The sequence below is a fragment of the Pseudomonas tohonis genome (genome assembly GCF_012767755.2).
In the GTDB taxonomy this organism is placed as follows: domain Bacteria; phylum Pseudomonadota; class Gammaproteobacteria; order Pseudomonadales; family Pseudomonadaceae; genus Metapseudomonas; species Metapseudomonas tohonis.
In genome coordinates, this window is record NZ_AP023189.1 from 1147750 (window position 1) to 1167986 (window position 20237).

Annotated in this window: 19 protein-coding genes; 5 read left to right on the top strand and 14 right to left on the bottom strand. The window is 69.7% G+C overall.

All coding sequences use genetic code 11. From position 1 onward, the window contains the following. Positions 1–3 precede the first annotated feature (3 nt). The 11 genes from HSX14_RS05335 to HSX14_RS05385 form a co-directional block, all read right to left on the bottom strand. Positions 4–1011 carry a response regulator gene (locus HSX14_RS05335; RefSeq protein ID WP_173173565.1) on the bottom strand — a complete coding sequence of 336 codons (1008 nt, stop codon included), beginning with the start codon at positions 1009–1011 and terminating at the stop codon, positions 4–6. A gap of 87 nt (positions 1012–1098) precedes the next feature. Then, on the bottom strand, positions 1099–1464 hold the full coding sequence (locus HSX14_RS05340; RefSeq protein WP_173173563.1) for a VOC family protein: 366 nt from the start codon (positions 1462–1464) through the stop codon (positions 1099–1101). Between the two features lie 284 nt (positions 1465–1748). Next, the gene (locus HSX14_RS05345; protein ID WP_173173561.1) at positions 1749–2351 is read right to left on the bottom strand and encodes a GNAT family N-acetyltransferase; all 603 of its coding nucleotides are present in this window, start codon (positions 2349–2351) and stop codon (positions 1749–1751) included. A gap of 121 nt (positions 2352–2472) precedes the next feature. Further along, positions 2473–3849 (bottom strand): amidohydrolase family protein, encoded by a 1377-nt coding sequence (locus HSX14_RS05350; RefSeq protein ID WP_173173559.1) that lies wholly within the window; start codon positions 3847–3849, stop codon positions 2473–2475. 21 nt (positions 3850–3870) lie between these two features. Beyond that, the gene (locus HSX14_RS05355) at positions 3871–5211 is read right to left on the bottom strand and encodes a nucleobase:cation symporter-2 family protein (RefSeq protein ID WP_173173557.1); all 1341 of its coding nucleotides are present in this window, start codon (positions 5209–5211) and stop codon (positions 3871–3873) included. Between the two features lie 103 nt (positions 5212–5314). Further along, the gene (locus HSX14_RS05360; protein ID WP_173173555.1) at positions 5315–6367 is read right to left on the bottom strand and encodes a CobW family GTP-binding protein; all 1053 of its coding nucleotides are present in this window, start codon (positions 6365–6367) and stop codon (positions 5315–5317) included. Beyond that, positions 6364–6984 (bottom strand): UbiX family flavin prenyltransferase, encoded by a 621-nt coding sequence (locus HSX14_RS05365; protein WP_173173553.1) that lies wholly within the window; start codon positions 6982–6984, stop codon positions 6364–6366. Before HSX14_RS05365 ends, HSX14_RS05360 begins: the two co-directional genes overlap by 4 nt. Further along, a complete protein-coding gene (locus tag HSX14_RS05370; RefSeq protein ID WP_173173551.1) occupies positions 6981–8378 on the bottom strand; it encodes a UbiD family decarboxylase in 1398 nt (465 codons plus the stop codon). Before HSX14_RS05370 ends, HSX14_RS05365 begins: the two co-directional genes overlap by 4 nt. A gap of 118 nt (positions 8379–8496) precedes the next feature. After that, entirely contained in the window at positions 8497–9402 is a 906-nt protein-coding gene (locus HSX14_RS05375; RefSeq protein ID WP_043245036.1) for an amidohydrolase family protein, read from the bottom strand. A gap of 4 nt (positions 9403–9406) precedes the next feature. Next, the gene (locus tag HSX14_RS05380; RefSeq protein WP_021217540.1) at positions 9407–10336 is read right to left on the bottom strand and encodes an amidohydrolase family protein; all 930 of its coding nucleotides are present in this window, start codon (positions 10334–10336) and stop codon (positions 9407–9409) included. 494 nt (positions 10337–10830) lie between these two features. Further along, positions 10831–11730: a LysR substrate-binding domain-containing protein gene (locus tag HSX14_RS05385; RefSeq protein WP_173173549.1), complete on the bottom strand. Its 900-nt coding sequence runs from the start codon at positions 11728–11730 to the stop codon at positions 10831–10833. A 123-nt stretch (positions 11731–11853) separates the two neighbouring features. Between HSX14_RS05385 and HSX14_RS05390 the strand changes: the two genes are divergently transcribed. Genes HSX14_RS05390 through HSX14_RS05400 form a run of 3 tightly spaced genes read left to right on the top strand, consistent with a single transcriptional unit; the run spans position 11854 to position 15472 of the window. Further along, entirely contained in the window at positions 11854–12321 is a 468-nt protein-coding gene (locus HSX14_RS05390; protein ID WP_173173547.1) for a (2Fe-2S)-binding protein, read from the top strand. Further along, positions 12318–14528 (top strand): xanthine dehydrogenase family protein molybdopterin-binding subunit, encoded by a 2211-nt coding sequence (locus HSX14_RS05395; RefSeq protein WP_173173545.1) that lies wholly within the window; start codon positions 12318–12320, stop codon positions 14526–14528. Before HSX14_RS05390 ends, HSX14_RS05395 begins: the two co-directional genes overlap by 4 nt. A 32-nt stretch (positions 14529–14560) precedes the next feature. Next, entirely contained in the window at positions 14561–15472 is a 912-nt protein-coding gene (locus HSX14_RS05400) for a LysR substrate-binding domain-containing protein (protein ID WP_043245042.1), read from the top strand. Position 15473: 1 nt separating this feature from the next. Here HSX14_RS05400 and HSX14_RS05405 read toward each other — a convergent pair whose 3' ends face one another. The 3 genes from HSX14_RS05405 to HSX14_RS05415 all read right to left on the bottom strand — a co-directional run bounded on the left by HSX14_RS05405 (position 15474) and on the right by HSX14_RS05415 (position 18446). Continuing rightward, positions 15474–16706: a TIGR03862 family flavoprotein gene (locus HSX14_RS05405; protein WP_173173543.1), complete on the bottom strand. Its 1233-nt coding sequence runs from the start codon at positions 16704–16706 to the stop codon at positions 15474–15476. A gap of 90 nt (positions 16707–16796) precedes the next feature. Then, on the bottom strand, positions 16797–17309 hold the full coding sequence (locus HSX14_RS31015) for an NINE protein (RefSeq protein ID WP_081711579.1): 513 nt from the start codon (positions 17307–17309) through the stop codon (positions 16797–16799). 216 nt (positions 17310–17525) lie between these two features. After that, a complete protein-coding gene (locus tag HSX14_RS05415; RefSeq protein ID WP_173173541.1) occupies positions 17526–18446 on the bottom strand; it encodes a histone deacetylase family protein in 921 nt (306 codons plus the stop codon). Between the two features lie 93 nt (positions 18447–18539). On the opposite strand from HSX14_RS05415, the gene HSX14_RS05420 reads away from it, so the two are divergent. Further along, positions 18540–19097 (top strand): GNAT family N-acetyltransferase, encoded by a 558-nt coding sequence (locus HSX14_RS05420; RefSeq protein WP_173173539.1) that lies wholly within the window; start codon positions 18540–18542, stop codon positions 19095–19097. A 246-nt stretch (positions 19098–19343) separates the two neighbouring features. Beyond that, positions 19344–20213, top strand: coding sequence for an acyl-CoA thioesterase II (gene tesB / locus HSX14_RS05425; RefSeq protein ID WP_173173537.1), 870 nt, complete (start codon positions 19344–19346; stop codon positions 20211–20213). The last annotated feature ends 24 nt before the right edge of the window (positions 20214–20237 follow it).

A 20237-nucleotide genomic window follows, 5' to 3' on the forward strand; every position in this document is an offset into this window, starting at 1 on the left:
GGGTCAGTCCATCAGGTAGCGGATCTTGTGGGTCAGGCGCGGGATCGAGTCCTCGGTGAACAGCAGCAGCAGGTCGAAGTGCACGTCGTGGGCCTCGACGCTGTAGCTGATCTCCACCGCCAGGGTCTTCTTCCAGCGGGTGCGGTTGAGGTGGATCAGCCGCTCGATGGACGCATGCTGCCCGAGCAGTTGCGGGTGGCCCTGGGAGAAACGCACGTCGATCTGCTCGGCGATGCCGGCCAGGCAGGCGCCGATGAGGATGCTTGCCAGGTCCAGCAGCATCTCCGAGGTTTCCTTGTCGTCGGCCGGCTGCCAGCGCAGCAGGTTGGCCATGTCGGCGATCTCGGAATCGTGGAACAGCAGCAGCGCCTCGCCGGCGATGGCGTCGCCGATGAAGCCCTGGCACAGCGCGCTGAGCCGCTCGCCGCGCTGGGCGTCGGCCAGGGTCATGTGCAATTCGCTGACTTCGAAGATGTTCACCTGGGGTACCGGCAACTGCACGAAGACATCCAGCACCTTGGCCAGCAGCGCGGCGGCGCGGCCCATGGCGACGTTGCTCACCTCGCGCAGGGCATCGCGGAAGTTGACCTTGAGGACCAGGTCCTCGCGGGAGGGCACCGGCTCGGCGGGCACGCCCGGCGCCGGCACCTTGAGCAGGCCCAGGCGCACCAGCACGGCGCGCAGCTCGGCCGGGTCGGCGGGCTTCTTGATGAAGGCCAGGGCGCCCAGCTCCATCACCCGGCGCTGGGCTTCCTCCTGGATGTCGCCGGAAACCACCACAACCTGGGCCACCAGGCCTTCGGCGCGCAGCTGGGCGAGCACCTGGTAGCCATCCATCACCGGCATGGTCAGGTCCAGCAGCACCACCTGGCCCAGGCCCTGGCGGATGGCGACCATGGCTTCTTCGCCCTGGGTGGCCTGGGTGATGGACACCGGCCAGTCCTGGGGCAGGGCGCGGATCAGTTGCTTGCGCGCCATCATCGAGTCATCGCAGACGAGGAGGGGGATCACTTAGCGGCACCGCCGTCACTTCAGGGTCAGAGCAAGCATAGACGCTGGCCCGGTGGCCGCCGACACCAGGTGCCGGCGGGGTTGCGCTCAGATGTTCTGGCCGATGCGCCAGAGCACGCCACTGGGGTCGAACAGCACGAAGTCGCGCATGCGCCAGGGCTGGTCCTGGGGCGCGATGGCGCGCACCCCGTAGCGCTCGATCACTCCGCTGGCCTGCACGTGCTGCCACCAGGCCTCAACGTCCTTCACCAGCAGGTGCATCATCAGGTTCTCGGCCAGGGCCGGCTCGTAGAAGTTCTGCAGCAGGAAGGCGCAGTCGCCATGGCTGAAGTAGGCGATCTCGTCGGACACGCCGCCGGGCCTGAAGCCCAGGTCCAGATAGAAGGATTGGCTCTGCTCGTAGTCCTTCGCGGGGACGAAGGCCTTCAGTTCAACGGTTTCCAGCGTGCTCATGGGCTATCCCTATGGTCGGTGAACAGGCCGTCGCGGTCAGGTCGGCGCCTCTGCGGGCGCCTGCTGCCGCATCCTAAACCCAGCCATACCCGCTCCGGTAGCCTGTCAGGAGCACGACGGTCGCGTCTGCGCATGATCGATGTAGGGGCGACTTCAGTCGCCAAGCGGCGCGCAGCGCCGCCGCCCTGGTGGGAGCGAATTCATTCGCGATGGGATGATCAGGCCATGCACGGCACAGCATGGGTTTCGCTTCGCTCTACGCCATCCTACGGTCCGCGCCCCCCTCAAATCCCCCGGGTCATGAACCGATGCGCAGCGATGCCGGGGAGAGTGGAGGGGCGCTCCCGTTCCACCACGAAGCCGAGGCGTTCGTAGAGCGCCTGGGCGCGGGGGTTGGCGGCCGAGACGTCGAGGGCGGCGCGCTGCAGGCCGGCGTGGCGGCCCTGTTGCAGGAGGTGGTCGATCAGTTGCCGGCCGATGCCCTGGCCGGTGAGGCCGTCTTCCACGCCCAGGTGGGCGAGGTAGCAGGTGGCGGCCGGTGGCGGCTGGATGATGCGTTCCAGTTGCAGGCCACGGCGGATCACCGACGCGGCGCCGAGGCGGTAGAAGCCGATGATCTGCCCCAGCGCCGCGAGGCTGTTGCGCAGGTTGGCCTCGCCGCTGAAGGCGGTGCCGGTGGCGACGATGCGGCCCTCCTGCTCGCCCACCCAGTGCGCCTTGTAGCCGAACTCGCCGGCTTCCCGCGCCAGGGTCCAGCGCAGGAAATCCACCGCGCTGTGGCCGTTGCGGGCGAAGGCATGGTCGAAGGCGGCGGGTCCGGAGCGATACACCAGCGGGGCGATGGCCGGGGCGTCGGCGGGTGTCGCGGGGCGGAAGGTCAGCGGCATGGGCGGGGCTCGGCTGGGCAGGGAAAGGCGAAATTAGCACTTACGTACCATGTTTCGCGAGTGCCTTTCCAGGCGGGTAGACCGCGCCGCCGGGAGCCCCGGGCGGCGCGGCCTCCAGGCCTCAGTCCCCCTGCAGCAGTTGCTGCACGCCGTCGAGTGCCTCGCGGCGCAGACGCTCAAGATCGAGCCCCGGGATCACCCCGTCGTCCACCACCAGGCGCCCTCCCACCAGGCTGTAGCGCACCGCCATCGGCTCGCCGGCCAGCACCGGGGCGAGGGCCGGGTCGTGGAAGCCGAAGAAGCGCGGGTGGTCCAGGCCGTAGAGCACCAGGTCGGCGGCCTGGCCCACTTCCAGGGTGCCCACCGCACCCAGGCCCAGCACCCTGGCGCCGCCGGCCGTGCCCCAGTGGATGACGTCCTCGGCGAGGGTGGCCGAGGCGCCCTGGTTCGCACGGTGGATCAGCCAGGCGGTGTTGGCCTCGCCCACCATGCTCCCGGACTCGTTGGAGGCGACGCCGTCCACCCCCAGCGAGATCGGCACGCCGGCTTCCGCCATCTGCGGCACCGGGGCGATGCCGCTGCCCAGGCGCGCATTGCTCACCGGGCAGTGGGAGATGCCGCTGCCGGTCTGCGCCAGCAGGCGGATCTCCGAGGGCTGGGCGTGGACCATATGGGCGAACCACACGTCCGGCCCCAGCCACTCGTGCTCGGCGACGAACTCCACCGGCAGGCAGTTGTATTTCTCGCGGCAGAAGTTCACGTAGTTCTGCGTCTCCGACAGGTGCGTGTGCAGGCGCAGGCCCATGTTCCGGGCGCTCTGCGCCAGTTCGCGGAGCAGCGTCGGCGGCAGCGAGAAGGTCGGCGTGGTGGGCGCCACCACCACCCGGCGCAGGGCGTCCGGGGTGTCCTGGTGGTAGCGCGCCTTGAGCCGCTCGATGTCGCCGAGCATCTGTTCCAGGCTTTCCGGCTTCAGGGCCGTCTTCGAGAAGCCCGGGTGGGCGTTGGCCGACTCCAGCGCGCCGCCCCGGCAGAGCACGAAGCGCATGCCGAATTCCTCGGCGATGTCGAACAGCGCGTCGCCGCTCTCGGTGCTGCCGTTGGCGTGGTAGAGGTAGTGGTGGTCGGCGCAGGTGGTGACGCCCGACAGCAGCAGCTCGGCCATGCCCAGGCGCGCGGCGATCTGCACCAGCTCCGTGGTGAAGCGCGACAGGCGCGGGTAGGGCACGCTGGCCAGCCAGCCCTGCAGGTCCTGGTTGAGGCCGGCGGGCACGGCCTTGAGCAGGTTCTGCGCGAGGTGGTGGTGGGTGTTGATCCAGCCCGGGTAGACCAGGCAGCGGCGCGCGTCGATCACCCGCTCGCCGGCACCCGGCTGCAGGTCTTTGGCCATCTCGGCGATGCGCCCGTCGCGGACGCGGATGTCGAGGCTGCCGGCGCGGGCCCGTTCGCCCCGCAGGCCGGTCATCACGGCCTGGGGATTCTTGATCAGGATGTCGTTCATGGAAGGTTCCCGTGGTTGCGGTCAGAGCACGTCGTGCAGGGTCTTGCCGTTCGCGGCGTCCGGCACGCCGACCCCGTTGAGGGCGGCGTTGAGGCCCACCGACACCAGGCAGGCGATCACCACGCTGCTGTGCAGGAAGGGCTGGCTCCACGCGGGCAGTTGATGGAACAGGGCCGGGGAGAGCACCGGCACCAGGGCGGCGGCGATGGTGAAGCCGACGATCAGCACGTTGTAGCGGTTGCGCTCGTAGTCGACCTTGGCCAGCGTCTGGATGCCCGCAGCGGCGACCACGCCGAACATCGCCACGGCGGCGCCGCCCAGGGCCGCGGTGGGCATCGAGGCGATGATGGCGCCGGCCTTGGGGATCAGCGCCACGGTGCACATCATCAGGCCGCTGACGGCCACCACCCAGCGGCTGCGCACGCCGGTGAGGATCACCAGGCCGACGTTCTCCATGAAGGCGATGAAGGGGAAGGCGGCGAACATCCCGGCGATGGCGCTGGACAGGCCGTTGGCGCGCAGCCCGGCGACCACCTGGCGGTCTTCCACCGGGCGCTCGACGATGTCGCCGATGGCCACGAACAGGCCCATGGACTCGACCATCTGCACGATCATCACCACCACCAGGGTGGCGATGGGGATCAGCGCGAAGGTGGGCACGCCGAAGTGGAAGGGCACCGGCACCGTCAGCCAGGGCGCCTCTTCCACGCCATGGAAGTTGCCCATGCCCAGCGCGTAGGCCAGGCCGCCGCCCACCAGCATGCCGATCAGCACCGACATGTTGCGCAGCAGCGGGCTGCCGTAGCGGGTCACCAGCAGGATCACCGCCAGCACCACCAGCGTCACCAGCAGGAAGCCGGGGGCGCCGAAGTCGCTGTGGTTGCGCCCGCCGCCGGCCCATTCGTAGGCGATGGGGAACAGCTGCAGGCCGATCACCGTGACGATGCAGCCGGTGACCACGGGCGGGAACAGCCGGCGCAGGCGGCCCACCCAGGGCGCCACCAGCATGGTGAAGATCCCGGCGCCGATCACCGCGCCGCAGATGCCGGCGACGCCGACATCGGGGTTGCTGCCGATGGCGATCACCGGCCCCACGCTGCTGAAGGCGGCGCCCTGGAGGATCGGCAGGCGCACGCCGAACTTCCAGAAGCCCAGGGTCTGCATCAGGGTGGCGATGCCGCAGCAGAACAGCGTGGTGCTGATCAGCAGCACCGTGTCCGCCTGGGACATCTTCAGGGCGCTGGCGACGATCAGCGGGACGGCGATGGCGCCGATGTAGGAGACGGCCATGTGTTGCAGGCCGAGGGTGAGCATCTGACGGAGCGGCAGAACCTGGTCTACCGGGTGCACGGCTGAATTCATGGTGCTAGTCCTCTGGCGAATTGTTCTTGTTGCTGAGGGAACCCGTTCAGTGTGCCCAGGGCCGTCGCCCGGCTCACGGGCGTAGCGGCAGCCCGGAGCGTGGTCAGCCCGCGAGGCAGGCGGCGAACCCCTCGTTGAGGGCGGCGCGGTCGAGGTCGCGGCCGATGAACACGATCTTGCTGGTGCGCACCTCGTTGCCCCAGGGCGTGGAGGCGCGGAATTCCACCAGGCTGTGCACGCCCTGCAGCACGTAGCGCTGGTCCTCGCCCTGCACGGCGAGCACGCCCTTCATGCGGTAGAGGGTGTCGGCCTGGCGCTGGCGCAGGTCGCTGATCCAGCGGTGGAAGGCCATCAGGTCGATCTCCCGGGTCACGGCGATGCCCACCGAGCTGACGCTGGGGTCGTGCTCGTGGCCGTCGTCCGCGCCGTGACCGTGGTGGTCGTGTTCGTGGTCAAGGTCGTGGTGCTCCGCGCCGATCTCCATCAGCTTGCGGGTGGCCTCGAAGGCGCCGACGCCGAGGATGCCGTCCAGGTCGATGCGCGCGTAGCTGGAGGTCACCAGCTCGGCAGTGGCGTTGAGGCTGCGCACCTTGCCCTGCAGGTCGGCCAGTTCCTCGCCGCCCACCAGGTCCACCTTGTTGATGATGATGCGGTCGGCGCAGACGATCTGGTCCACCGCCTGGTTGTCGACGCCGTCCAGCTGCAGGTCTTCCAGGTGCTGGGCGACGTGCTTGGCGTCCACCAGGGTGACGATGGCGTCCAGCTCCACTTCCTCGGCGATCGGGTCGTCGATGAAGAAGCTCTGCGCCACCGGGTAGGGGTCGGCCAGGCCGCTGGTCTCGATGAGGATGCGGTCCAGGCGCACCGGGCGCTTCACCAGCTCGCGGATGATGCGCACCAGGTCCTCGCGGACCTCGGCGGTGCAGCACACGCAGCCGTTGACCATCTCGTAGATCTCCTCGCTCTCGGAGCTGAGCACCAGGTCGCCGTCGATGCCGACTTCGCCGAACTCGTTCTCGATCACGGCGATCCTGTGGCCGTGGTTCTCCTTGAGGATGTAGTTGAGCAGGGTGGTTTTGCCGGCCCCGAGGAAGCCGGTGAGGATGGTCACCGGGATCTTGCGGTTGGGCGTCGGGGCGTTGAATGCAGTGTTCATGCGAGCTCCTTCGGGGTTGCGGAATGGCCGCCGGCGGCGTTGGCGTCCGGGGCGGGTTCGCCCCAGCGCAGCGCGGTGCCGGCGTCGAGGCCGAACAGGTCGAGCACCCGGCCGAGGCTGTGGTCGACCATCTGTGAAAGCGATTGCGGGCGGGCGTAGAAGGCCGGCACCGGCGGGGCGATGATCCCGCCCATCTCGGTGACGGTGGTCATGTTGCGCAGGTGCGCCAGGGTCAGCGGCGTCTCGCGGGCCATCAGCACCAGCGGCCGGCGTTCCTTGAGGGTGACGTCGGCGGCGCGGGTCAGCAGGCTGGAGGAGGCGCCGCTGGCGATCTCCGCCAGGGTGCGCATGGAGCAGGGCGCCACCACCATGCCCAGGCAGCGGAACGAGCCGCTGGCGATGCCGGCGGCGACGTCCTCGGCGCGGTGGTGGTGGCTGGCGCGGGCGATGACGTCGGCCAGCTTGTAGTCGGTCTCGTGGGCCATGGTCAGCTGCGCCGCGCGGCTCAGCACCAGGTGGCTCTCGATCCCCAGCTGCTCCAGCAGCTCCAGCAGGCGCACGCCGTAGACGAAGCCCGAGGCGCCGCTGATGCCCACCACCAGGCGACGCGGCGTCATGACGGGCTCCCCGGCAGGTAGCTCTTGAGCAGCTGGCGCATGCGCCCCTGGATGCGCGGGTCGAGCTGCGCGCGGATGCCGTCGAAGCCCGAGCTACGGGTGGCGTCCAGGCCCATGCGCGAGGTGGTGCCGTTGGCCGAGGAGGAGGGGTCCAGCGGGCTGCCCGGCAGGCCGTCGATGGTGAACAGGTCCTGGTGCGGCTGGAAGTGCGTGGCCAGCGCCCAGAGCACCTGGCTGTCGTCGCTGATGTCGATGTCGCTGTCCACCGCGATCACCGTCTTCAGGTACGGGTCCCAGCCGAGCAGGGCGAGCATGATCTGCCGCGCCTCGCCGTCGCGGCTCTGGTCCAGCGCCACGTAGCAATGGAAGTGGGTGCCGGAGTTGGGGTAGTGCACGGCGGTCACCGCCGGGAAGCGCGCCTTGAGCTTCTCGCTCATCTCCGCCTCGCGGGGCAGGCGTGCCAGGGTCAGGTGCTCGGCGTAGCGCCCGCCGACCACGTCCACCAGCCAGGCGTCGCGGCGGCGCAGCAGGGTGTCGACGCGCAGCACATTGTTGGTGGAGCGGTCGGAGGAGTAGCCGCTGAACTCGCCGAAGGGGCCTTCCTCGGCATAGGCGGTGGGGTCGATGGCGCCCTCCAGCACGAACTCCGCGTGGGCCGGCACGCCGATGCCGTAGCGCGGCGTCTTCACCAGCTCCAGGGGCGCGCCGAACAGGCCGCCGGCCACCGCACGCTCGTCGGCGCCATAGGGCAGGCGCGCGGCGGCGGCCAGCATGAACAGCGGGTGGGCGCCGACCACCATGGCCACCGGCAGCTCCTCGCCGCGCTCGCGGGCGGCCTGCAGCATGCGCCACAGGTGGCCGCGCGAATGCAGGCTGGTGGCCAGGGCCTGGCGGGCATGGCGCATGGAGCGGTGGTAGCTCATGTTGGCCACGCCCGTGACCGGGTCCTGGGCGACGATGATGGCGTTGGTGATGTAGGGCCCGCGGTCGCTGTCGAAATGCTTGAGCATCGGCAGCAGCGCCAGATCCAGCGCCTCGCCCTCGACCACCTCGTCGAGCACCGGGCCGCTGTCCAGGTAGACCGGCGGGATGGGCGCGTTGGCGCGGGCCTGGAACACCTCGTGGAGCTTCGCCGGGGTGGTGCCGAAGAGCCGGGCGATGCGGGTTCGCGAGGCGAACAGGTTGGTCGCCACCGGCACGCCAAGGTTGCCCACCCGCTCGCAGATCAGCAGCGGGTGGCGGCCCCGGGCGGCCAGGGCGTCGACCAGGGCGGTGACGTCCTGGTCGCTGGAAAGGGGTTCGGCGATGGTCAGCACGTCGTCGGCGAAGCGCTCGCGGTAGGCCTCGATGAACGCGTGGAAATCCTGGGTCGTGGCAAAGCTCGGCAGGGTCATGTCGCACCTCTCGAAAAGCAGGCGTCCCGGGGCGCGGGTGTCCGAGCCCTGCGCGCAGCCGGCCGGCTGGCCGACCGCGCGCGGTCCCCGGGAGCCTGTAAGTACCGCAGTGGAAACCCTAGAGGTAGGTGGTGGTCAGGCGGATCTCCGCCTCCGCCAGGTCCTTGGGCGGCGGCGTCGGGTCGATGCCCACCAGGCGCGCGATGTTGTTGCCCAGGTAGTCCTCCAGGTGGTCTTCGTCGATGCCCAGCCCTTGCGGGGCGGGGGAGCAGAGCACCTCCAGCTCGCGCAGCCACATGCCCGGCTCGTTCGGCGGCGAATCGGTGCCGAAGACGATCTTGTGGCGCGGCAGCTCCTTGGCGAACTCGACGATGCGCGACTGGAAGCACCAGCCCGACTCGCAGTACACGTTGGGCGTGTCCATCGCCATCCAGAAGGCCTCGAAGGAATAGTTGCCGCCGGTCTGGATGCCGAAGTGGCCGATGATGAAGTTCACCATCGGGAACTCGCGGATGATCGGGTAGAACATGGTCGGGATGGTGTAGGGCCCGTCACCGGTGTGGATCAGCACCACGATGTTGTACTTGGCGCAGACCTTCATCGCCGGGCGCAGCCAGTCCAGGGCGCGGTCGGGCCGGTAGCCGTGCATGTTGGCGTGCAGCTTGAGCATCTTGAAACCGTATTCCTTGACGTGGAATTCCAGCTCCGCCGCACCGTTCTCCGGGCCCCAGCGCGGGTTGAAGGTGAAGTTGCCGATGAAGCGGTCCGGGTAGTTCACGCACAGCTCGGCGATGTACGACATGTAGTCGCGCACGCCCTCGCGGCCACGGCGGTTGCCGTCGCGGTAGCCGGTGTTGCCCGGCGGCGGCTGGATGAAGCCCATGTCGATGCGGCGCGGCTTGCCATTGATCATGTAGGGGCCGTCCATCAGCTTGAGCATGCGCTCGCCGGTGAAGGGCGTGCCGGTGTGGCGCCAGGCTTCGTCGACCAGGTTGGTGGGGTGCAGGTGGGTGTCGATGATCATCGCGTCAGCTCCTGGCCAGTTGCGTGGTGACGGGGCTCTTCAGCAGCGCCTCGGCCTCGGCGAGGCTGCGCGGCGGCGGGGTCGGCTCCAGGCCGATCATCCGGGCGGTGTTGTTGCCGAGGTAGTCCTCGAGGGTGTCCTCGTCCAGGTCCAGCCCCTGGGGCGGCTCCATGCAAAGCACCTCCAGGAGGCGCAGCCACATGCCCGGCTCGTTCGGCGGAGTGTCGGTGCCGAAGAGGATCTTGTGGGTCGGCAGCACCTTGGCGAACTCGACGATGCGCGATTGCAGGCACCAGCCGGACTCGCAATAGACGTTGGGCAGTTCCATGGCCCACTGCATGGGCTCGAACACGTAGACGCCACCGGTCTGCACGCCGAAGTGCGCCATGATGAAGTCGACGTTGGGGAACTCCTTGATCATCGGCACCCACTCGGAGGGGATGCTGTAGGGACCGTCGCCGGTGTGCAGCTTCACCGGCACGCCCAGCTCGGCGCATTTCTCGAAGGCCGGGCGGACCCAGTCCAGGGCGCGGTCCGGGCGGTAGGCATGCATGTTGGCCTGCATCTGGACCATCTTGAAGCCGTGCTCGGTGACGTAGCGCTCGATGGCCTCGACGCCGTTCTGCACGCCGCAGCGCGGGTTGTAGACGAAGCAGCCGATGAAGCGGTCCGGGTAGGTCTGGACCATCTTCAGGGTGTAGGCCATGTAGGCGTCGATGGATTCGCGGCCCGACAGCTCGCCGTCGGTCCAGGTGTAGATGGTGTTGCCCTGGGGCGGCTGGATGAAGGCCTTGTCGATGCGGCGCGGCTTGCCGTTGACCAGGTAGGGGCCATCCATCATCTCCAGCAGGCGCTCGCCGGTGAAGGGGTCACCGTCATGCCTCCAGGCGAGATCCACGAGGTCGGTGGGGTAGCAACTGATATCGATGATCACAGTTCGATCTCCTGATAGTGCGGGGAAGGAAGACCTTCCGGTTCGCAACAGATCGACCTGTGCAATGGCCATTGCTAGGTGCCTCGCGGCACCTTCCCGCGCCTCTTGCAGGGCGCACAGGACCTGAGCTGTCGCTTGGTCCGCAGTATCGGGAGGGGCCTCGGAGCGCGACCAATACTATTTGGCCGCTGGGTTGATATGCGCTGGATATCGGCGCCGCAAGGGGATGATTTGCAAGGGGTTATCCACAGCGCCACCGCCCGCAGTGGGCGCGAATTCATTCGCCAACGGACCTTCGTTGGATGGGGCGGGCGGCGTTCCGCGAGGTACGAAACCCATCAATGCGGAGCCTCAGGCATGAAGGCGTACCCGGTCCGACTCCGCCCGGTGGAGGTAAAAAGCGACCTCCACCCTACACAGCGGTCATGTCTCTACCTGTGTGTTGCCGCTTTTCCTGTGGGAGCGAATTCATTCGCGATCGGGCTTCCAGGTGCTCACCCGATCGCCCCGAACGTCTGCGCCGCCATCTCGCGGATCGCATCGACCATGGGCGCGACCTTCTCGGCGCCGCCGTGGGGCCAGAGGGCGTAGAGGTTGTAGTGCGCGGGAATGCTGGTGCGGGTCAGGCGCACCAGGCGGCCTTCGCGCAGGGCGTCGGCGGAGAGCAGGCCGCGCACAAGCCCCACGCCGGTGCCGGCCTCGGCGGCGGCCAGCAGGTTGGCGACGTTGTCGAAGACCATGGTCGCCTGGGGCTCCATCGGTTCCAGCCCGGCGGCGTCCAGCCAGGGAATCCACGACCGGCGCGAGTAGCCCAGCAGCGGCAGTTTCAGCACCTCGGCCGGCTCGATGGGCGCGACCAGGCCGTGGCGACGCAGCAGCGCCGGGGAGGCGACCGGGGTGACGCGGTCGTCGCAGAGGGGGGCGAACTCGCAGTCCTGCCACTCGCCGTAGCCGTAGCGCAGGCTGAGGTCGACGCGCTCGAACGCCTGGCGCTCCAGGCGCGGCATGGAGAGGAAGAGGATCTCGCGGCCGGGGAACAGCGCCAGCAGCGCCGGCAACCGGGCGTTCAGCCAGCTCTGCGCCAGCTCGGCGTCGACATCCAGGGTCATGCGCCGGGGCAGCTCGCGGTTGCTCACCGAGGACAGCGCCTTGTCGATCTGCATCAGGCCGTCGGCGAGCATCCCGGCGAACAGCTGGCCGGCGTCGGTGAGGCTGCTGCGGCCCTTCTCGCGGAGGAACAGCGGCTGCCCGACGAACTCCTCCAGCGTGCGGATCTGCTGGCTCACGGCACTGTGGCTGAGGTCCAGGTCGCGGGCGGCCTGGGAGAAGCTGCCGGTGCGGGCCGCCTGGAGGAACGCGCTCATCGACTGCAGCGACGGGTATCGCTTGTACATGGCTGTTAGTCCTGCTTACACGGGTTGGCGGAAATCGTCGCTGGCTGGCGCAACCGGTCGTACCCACTATGGGGCGGCACGACTACACGCGAATTCTCGCCTCAGTTCAAGGAGCGCCCCGGCATGATCGAGATCGTGGTGAATGGCACGCGCCATCAGTTGGAAGAAACGCTGGCGTCCACGCCGTTGCTCTGGGTACTGCGCGACCGCCTGTACCTGACCGGCACCAAGTTCGGCTGCGGCGCAGGCTTTTGCGGCGCCTGCACGGTGCACCTGGACGGCACGCCGATCCGCTCCTGCCAGTTCCCCCTGGCCTCTGCGGCGGGGCATGCGATCACCACCATCGAAGGGCTTTCCGCCGAAGGCGACCATCCGCTGCAGCTCGCCTGGATCGCCGAGGACGTGCCGCAGTGCGGCTACTGCCAGTCCGGCCAGCTGATGTCGGCGGCGGCGCTGCTGGCCTCCGGCACGGCCATCGACGACGACGCCATCCGCTCGGCCATGGCCGGCAACATCTGCCGCTGCGGCACCTACCCACGCATCGCCAAGGCCATCAAGCGCGTCGCCGCCGAGCGCGGGGAGGCGTCATGAGCCTGGCCCGGCCGCTGGCGCGGCGCACCTTCCTCAAGCATTCGGCGACCCTGGCCTCGGGCCTGGCCATCGGCTTCCACCTGGGCGGTGCCCAGGCCGGGCGCGAGCTGGGCAGCGCCGCCGGGGCCACGGCGCCCTTCGAGCCCAACGCCTGGGTGCGGGTGCTGGCCGACGGCACGGTGAGGATCGTGGTGCACAAGCACGATTCCGGCACCGGTACCCACACGGCGCTGGCCGCCTGCGTCGCCGAGGAGCTGGACCTGGACCCGCTGGCGGTCGAGGTCATCACCCCCGAGAACCCCTTCTTCGAGGCCTACCGGCACCCGCTGTGGAAGGTGTTTTCCACGGGCGGCAGCACCAGCGTCGCCCTGGAATACGGGCGCCTGCGCGAGGCCGGCGCCACCGCGCGCACCCTGCTGGTCGAGGCCGCGGCGCTGCGCTGGGGCGTGGCGCCGGGTGATTGCAGCACCGGCGGCGGCCAGGTGCTGCACGGCGCCAGCGGGCGCAGCGCGGGGTATGGCGAGCTGGCCGACGCCGCCGCGCAGCTGCCGGCGCCCAGGGCGGTGAAGCTCAAGGACCCGGAGCAGTTCAGGTACATCGGCAAGCTGCGCCACAAGCGGCATGCGGCGGACAAGGTCAGCGGGCGCTTCGAGTACGGCATCGATGCCCGCGTGCCGGGCATGTGGGTGGCGGTGGTGCAGCGCAGCCCGGTGGTCAACGGCCGGGTGGCGCGCATCGACGATGCGGCGGCGCTGAAGGTGCCCGGCGTGCACCGGGTCATCCGCATCCCCGCGCAGGACAAGGTGCTCGGCGGCAACCAGGAAGGCGTGGCGGTGCTCGCCGACGACTACTGGGCCGCCAGGCAGGGGCGTGCCGCGCTGGTGGTGGAGTGGCAGGGCGGCGCCGTGGATTTCGACAGCGCGCAGCTGGCCGAGGTCCAGGCCAAGGCCCTGGAAGACGCCGCCGCCAAGCCGGTGCCGACGTTGCAGGCCGGCGATGCCGGCGCCGCGTTGCAAGGCGCCGGGCGGGTGGTCAGGGCCGACTACCGCATGCCCGGCAAGATGCAGAACCCGCTGGAGCCGGTGTGCATCATCGCCTGGCTGGATGCTGGCGGGATCACCTTCAAGGGCGGCGTGCAGGTGCCGTCCTTCGCCATGGAGGCGGCCGAAGTGGTCTGCGGCCTGCCGCCCGAAAAGGTGCACATCGACGAGATGGTTTCCGGCGGCAGCTTCGGCGCGCGGGAGGCCAAGTACTGGCTGTTCGAGGTGGCCTACCTGGCCGCCCAGGCCAAGGTGCCGGTGAAGCTGATGAACAGCCGCGAGGACGAGATGCGCGCGCTGTACGGCCACCCGGCCACCCTGCACCGCCTGGAGGGCGCGCTGGACGGCAAGGGCGGCCTGCAGGCGCTGCGGCTGCGCGCGGTGGCGCCGGCCTCGCCGGAGATGTGGGAGCCGGGCTACTTCGAGCGCCCGGACCGCATGGACTACAGCACCACCGAAGCCATCAGCGCGTTCGACTTCGCCTACCGCGCGCCGCACCTGGACCTGGCCTGGCTGCGCCACGAGAGCGGCATCCCCAGCGGCTGGTACCGCTCGGTGAGCTTCATCCCCAACGTCTTCGCGGTGGAGAGCTTCATGGACGAGCTGGCCCAGGCCGCCGGCCGCGACCCGCTGGACTTCCGCCTGGCGCACATGCAGGAACGTCCGCGCCATGTGGAGGTGCTGCGCAGCGCGGCCAGACGTGCCGGCTGGGGCACCGCGCCCGGCCCGGACTCGGCCCTGGGCATCGCCACCAACCAGGGCTACGGCAGCTTCATCGCGGTGATCGCCCAGGTGGCCCGGCGCGATGGCGGCGTGCGCGTGGAACGCCTCACCTGCGTGGTGGATTGCGGGCTGGCGGTCTCGCCCGGCGGGGTCGAGGAGCAGCTCCAGGGCGGGCTGATGTGGGGGCTCGGCCACGCGCTGTTCGACCGCCTCGACATCCGCCAGGGCCAGGTGCTGCAGAGCAACTTCCACGACTACCGGGTGGCGCGCATGTCGGACATGCCGGCGCTGGACATCCAGGTGCTCGAAGGCGCGCGGGACCAGCCCGGCGGTGTCGGCGAACTGGCCAGCCCGGCGGTGGCGCCGGCCATCGCCAACGCGGTGTTCCGGCTCACCGGCAAGCGCCTGCGGGACACGCCGCTGGCGCTGGATGGGCTGGGTTGAACGGGGTGATCTGAACGGGCTGCGGAGGCCGCATGGACTTACGACTGCTGCGTTACTTCTCGGTGCTCGCCGATGAACTGCACTTCGGCCGTGCGGCCACCCGGCTGCACATGTCGCAACCACCCCTGAGCCAGCAGATACGCCTGCTGGAAGAGGCCCTGGGCACGCGCCTGTTCGAGCGCAGCCACCATCGGGTGGAACTCACCGAGGCCGGCCGCACCCTCAAGCAGCAGGTGCCGCTGGTGTTCGAGCAGCTCAACCGGGCGCTCGACCTCACCCGCCAGACCGCGCGCGGCCAGTTGGGCGAGCTGGAGATCGGCATGATCAGCTCGGTGATGGTCGGCGTGCTGCCCCGGGCGCTGAACCGCTTCCGCGTCCACTACCCGGACGTGCGCTGGCGCCTGCACGAGATGACCCCGGCGGCGCAGCTGATGGCGCTGAAGGAGCACCGCATCGATGTCTGCGTGTTCCGCGTCGGCCATGACGACCCCGGCCTGCGCAACGAACTGCTGCTCTACGAACCCCTGCGCGCCGTGCTGCCGGCGGAGCACCCGCTGGCCCAGCAGGCGTCCCTGGCGCCGGTCGACCTGGCCGGCGAATTCTTCGTCACCCTGGAGCTGAACCAGTCGAGCTTCGCCAACTTCCTCGTGCAGTGCTGCGTGCAGGTGGGCTTCAGCCCGCTGATCCGCCAGCAGGTGATCGAGGTGCAGACGCTGCTCGGGCTGGTCCAGGCGGGGTTCGGGGTGGCGCTGCTGCCGGCGTCGCTGGAGCAGCTGGCGCCAGCGGGGGTGGTGTTCCGCCGCCTGCAGCCGCCGTTGCCGGAGGTGCCGCTGTACGCCATCTACCGCGCGGGCGACGACTCGGCGGTGCTGCAGCGCTTTCTCGAAACCCTGCGCGAGCAGAGCGCCGCCGAGCGCGGCATGGCCCAGCCGCTGCCGGCCTGAATCAGCGGCCTGCGGCGGCCAGCCACGCCAGCATGCCGAGCCCGGCGCGGCGGCCGCTGGCGAAGCAGGCGGTGAGCAGGTAGCCCCCGGTGGGGGCTTCCCAGTCGAGCATCTCGCCGGCGCAGAACAGGCCGGGCAGGGCCTTGAGCATGAGGTTTTCGTCGAGCGCCTCGAAGGGCACGCCGCCAGCGGAGCTGATGGCCTCGTCCAGCGGGCGCGGGCGCACCAGGGTGATGGGCAGCGCCTTGATCGCAGCGGCCAGGCGTTCCGGGTCGGTGAACACCTCGGCGGGGGTGAGCTCGCGCAACAGGCCGGCCTTGACCCCGTCGATACCCAGCTGGCCGTGCAGGTGCCTGGCCATGGAGCGCGCGCCGCGTGGCTTGGCCAGGGCCTTGATGACCTTCTCCGGCGGGTGGTTGGGCAAGAGGTCCAGGTGCACCGTGGCGCTGCCGTCGCGGGCGATGCGCTGGCGGATGCGGGCGGAGAGCGCGTAGACCAGGCTGCCCTCGACGCCGCCGGCGGTGAGCACGAACTCGCCCGGCCGGGGCGGCTCGTCGTCCAGGCGCAGGGCCACGGTCTTCAGCGGCGCGCCGGCGAATTTTTCCCTGAGCAGCGGGCTCCAGGCGTCCACCTCGAAGCCGCAGTTGGCCGGCTGCAAGGGGGCGATGGCCACGCCACGCCCTTCCAGCAACGGCACCCAGGTGCCGTCCGAGCCCAGGCGCGCCCAGCTGCCGCCGCCCAGGGCGAGCAGGGTGGCGCGGGCCTCGATGCTGCGCTCGCCTTCCGGCGTGGCGATGCGCAGGTGGCCCTGCGCGTCCCAGCCCAGCCAGCGATGACGGGTGTGGATGGCCACGCCCGCCTCGCGCAGGCGCTTGAGCCAGGCGCGCAGCAGCGGCGCGGCCTTCATGTCGGTGGGGAACACGCGCCCGGAGGTGCCGACGAAGGTGTCGATGCCCAGGCCGTGGATCCACGCGCGCAGCTCCTCGGCACCGAAGCCGTGCAGCAGTGCGGCGACAGCGTCGCGGCGCTCGGCATAGCGGGAGAGGAAGGCCGCGCTGGGCTCGGAGTGGGTGATGTTCATCCCGCCGACACCGGCCAGGAGGAACTTGCGGCCCACCGAGGGCATGGCGTCGTAGAGGTCGACCCGCACGCCGGCGAGCGCCAGGGTTTCGGCGGCCATGAGGCCGGCGGGGCCGCCGCCGATGATGGCGACGCGGGAGGGGTTCTGGGTCATGGCGGGCTTGGCGAGGTTGGGCTGGCGCGCATTCTAGCGCAGGCCTCGCCGGGGGGGCATGGGCGCCGCGCGGGGCGGCGCCCGGCGGGCTCACTGCTGCTGGCGCAGTTGCGGCTCGGCTTGCGGCTGTTGCTGGTGCTGCAGTTCGGCGCGGGCCTTGGCCCGTTTCACGTATTCCTGGTAGGCGGGGATGGCGATGGAGGCGAGCATGCCGATCACGAAGATCAGCGCGATGCCGCCGATGAGGCCGGCCACCCAGGCGCTGCCCTTGGTGCGGCCGTACTTGGCGTTCCACTTCTGGTCACTGGTGCAGAAGAACACGATGGCCTCGATCAGCGAGACCAGGCTGGGAATGCCGGTGCCGATGAACAGCAGGTAGAACAGCCCCCACCACTGGCCCAGGTAGAAACGGTGGAAGCCGAGGCCGCCGAGGAACAGCGCGAGAAAGCCCGCGACGATCTTGTTTCTGGGGTTCAGGTTCTGGTCGGCGCCGCAGCGCGGGCAGGCCTGTGCGGTCGGGGTGATGGAGGAACCGCAATTGCGGCAGAACACGCTTTCGACTTCGAGATTGGCGTTGGGCGCCTGGTAGGCATGGACTTCCATGGGGACATCCTTGTGGAGGGAAAGCGGCGACTCTAGCAGTGCCTCGAAACGACTGCTAGCAGGTGGCCATGATTCTGTTAAGGCGGCGTGGATTGGGGGCTGTGGGGTGTTTGGGAAGGGATGAGGGAATGTATGGGAGGAGTTGTGGGTTAGGTGTACTCGGTGGGCTGAAGCGGAACGCCGCCCGGCCCACCCTACGCCCACCCTGTGCCTCACCTACGCCAGGCCTTCGCTTTGCCAGACGCGGGCGGCGCTGTGGTGGAGGATGCCGTGGCGGCGGGCGAGGGCGGCGCGGTCCTTGCTGTAGCCGCCGCCGATCAGGCCGACCACGGGGATGTCGCGGCCCAGGCAGTGGCGCATCACGGCTTCGTCGCGGGCGGCGACGCCGGCATCGGTGAGTTGCAGGTAGCCCAGGGCGTCGTCCTTGTGCACGTCGACGCCGGCGTCGTAGAGCACGAGGTCGGGCTGGTAGAGCGGCAGCAGGTAGTTCAGGGCGTCGTCCACCACCTTGAGGTAGTCCCCATCGCCCATGCCCATCGGCAGGGGGATGTCCCAGTCGCTCTCGGCCTTGCGTGCGGGGAAGTTCTTCTCGCAGTGCAGGGAGACGGTGATGGCGTCGGGCGTGTCGGCGAGGATGCGCGCCGTGCCGTCGCCCTGGTGCACGTCGCAGTCGAAGATCAGCACGCGCCCGATCCGGCCGGCCGCCAGCAGGTAGCGGCTGATCACCGCCAGGTCGTTGAAGATGCAGAAGCCCGCCGGGAAGTCGTAGTGGGCGTGGTGGGTGCCGCCGGCCAGGTGGCAGGCGAGGCCGTGCTCCAGGGCGAGCTCGGCGGCCAGCAGGGAGCCGCCCACCGCGCGCACGGTGCGTCGGGCCAGGGCCTCGCTCCAGGGCAGGCCGAGGCGACGCTGGTCCTCGCGGGAGAGTTCGCCTTGCTGGTAGCGGGCGATGTAGTCGGGGCAGTGGGCGAGGGCGAGCACCTCCGGCGGGCACAGCTCGGGGCGCCGCAGCTGGTCGTCACGGGTCAGGCCGCTGGCCACCAGGTGGTCGCGCAGCAGGCGGAACTTCTCCATGGGGAAGCGGTGCCCGTCGGGGAAGGGCGGGCTGTAGTCGTCGTGGTAGACCAGCGGCAAAGGCATAATGCGGAGCTGTTTTTTCGTCGGCCGGGTCGCAGAGAGTAACGCGGCGGCTGTCCATCTCGTAAGCACCGCCACCCTTGGGAGGAACCGGCAATGCCCATCGAACTGCAGACCCCACGCCTGCTGTTGCGCGCCTGGCGCGACGACGACCTCGATCCCTTCGCCGCGCTCTGCGCCGACCCCGAGGTGATGCGCTACTTCCCCGGCACCCTGAGCCGCGAGGAGGCCGCCGCGCTGATCCAGCGCGCGCGTGACCACGCCGCCGAGCACGGCTTCGGCCTCTGGGCCCTGGAGCGCCGGGACAACGGCGAGTTCATCGGCTTCACCGGGCTGGGCAAGGTCGGTTTCGAGGCGCCCTTCACCCCGGCCACCGAGATCGGCTGGCGCCTGGCCCGCGCGCACTGGGGCCAGGGCTACGCCAGCGAGGCCGCCCGCGCGGCCCTGGCCTGCGCCTTCGACACCCTGCAACTGGCCCAGGTCGTGGCCTTCACCGTGCCCGCCAACAGGAACTCCAGCGCGGTGATGGAGCGCATCGGCATGACCCGTGACGAGGCCGGTGATTTCGAGCACCCGAAGGTTGCGGTCGGCCACCCGCTGCGCCAGCACATTCTCTACCGCATCCACCGCCAGGACTGGCTGCAGCGGCCATGAGCGACGGGCTCCGCGCCTGCCACGCACGCCAGGCATCGCCCGGCGAGCGGGAGGGCGATGCCCCGCATCGGCTGCCATTTCGACGAAGCGGTGCATGAGCTGCCGACAGCCGCTGGCAAAATCTTTACCATTCCACCCCTGGCCGCGCCCGCCGGGACGAGCGCCTGACGACGGCACCGGCCTATCCTGAATGAACTCGACCCCGACCCTGAACGGGGCAGCCGCCTTGCAGAGGAGATAACCGCCATGACCCAGGTGCTGGACGATCTGGTCGCCTTGCTGAGCCTCGAATCCATCGAGGAGAACCTCTTCCGTGGCGTCAGCCAGGACCTGGGCTTCCGCCAGCTGTTCGGTGGCCAGGTGCTCGGCCAGTCGCTCTCGGCGGCCAGCCAGACGGTGGAGGACGAGCGCCACGTGCACTCCCTGCACGGCTACTTCCTGCGCCCGGGCGATGCCGGCCTGCCGGTGGTCTACACCGTTGACCGGGTGCGCGATGGCGGCAGCTTCAGCACCCGGCGGGTGACGGCGATCCAGAAGGGCCAGCCGATCTTCACCTGCAGCGCGTCGTTCCAGTCCGACGAGGGCGGCTTCGAGCACCAGATCACCATGCCCGAGGTGCCCGGCCCGGAGAACCTGCCTTCGGAGCTGGAGATCACCCGGCAGAACGCCCACCTGATCTCCGAGCGCATGCGCGACAAATTCCTCTGCGACAAGCCGATCGAGATCCGCCCGGTCACCGCCAACAACCCCTACGACCCGAAGCCGGGCGAGCCGGTGAAGCACGTCTGGTTCCGCGCCGACGGCAACCTCCCGGACATCCGCGCCATCCACAAGTATGTGCTGGCCTATGCCTCGGACTTCGGCCTGCTGACCACCTCGATGCTGCCCCACGGGGTTTCGGTGTGGCAGAAGTTCATGCAGGTGGCCAGCCTCGACCATTCGCTGTGGTTCCACCGTGACCTGCGCGCGGACGACTGGCTGCTGTATTCCATGGACAGCCCCTGGTCCGGCAATGCCCGCGGCTTCTCGCGCGGCAGCATCTTCAACCGCGCCGGCCAGCTGGTGGCCTCGGTGGCCCAGGAAGGGCTGACGCGGGTGCGCGAAGACTGGAAATGACCCCGCGCGCCGACCCGTAGGAGC